The following is a 365-nucleotide window of genomic DNA, read 5'->3' on the forward strand; positions in this document are numbered from 1 at the left end:
CCTGCATTAGCGTAATCATAACATTGATAACCATACCAACCATCAAAATCATATTGTTTACCAATTGAATTATTCAACCAAACTAAAAATTCATTTTTTGTCATTACTGCATTTACCATAATATTACCTCCATTTAATAATAAAAAGCCGACACACTGTGCCGACTTAATCGTTTATTTCCAAGTAATTGTTCCCCAATACTTTTCATTCTTAATTTTCTCTTGTGGATCAGTAATGCGACATACTGCACAATAGAAATAATCTTTACTTGAACCAGGTTGTACATATTTAAAACGAATCCACCAATAGCCATCAGCTTTGATAATTTGGTCAAAATTAACCCAATCATCTTTACTGTATAACCA

The 365-nt window shown here is 31.2% G+C and carries 1 pseudogene; it reads right to left on the minus strand.

The window, feature by feature from the left end:
• Window positions 1-173: 173 nt before the first annotated feature.
• Window positions 174-365: pseudogene (locus tag D9V42_RS14840) on the minus strand (N-acetylmuramoyl-L-alanine amidase); the annotation flags it as partial.

The organism is Staphylococcus pseudoxylosus (assembly GCF_003697915.1).
Classification (GTDB): domain Bacteria; phylum Bacillota; class Bacilli; order Staphylococcales; family Staphylococcaceae; genus Staphylococcus; species Staphylococcus pseudoxylosus.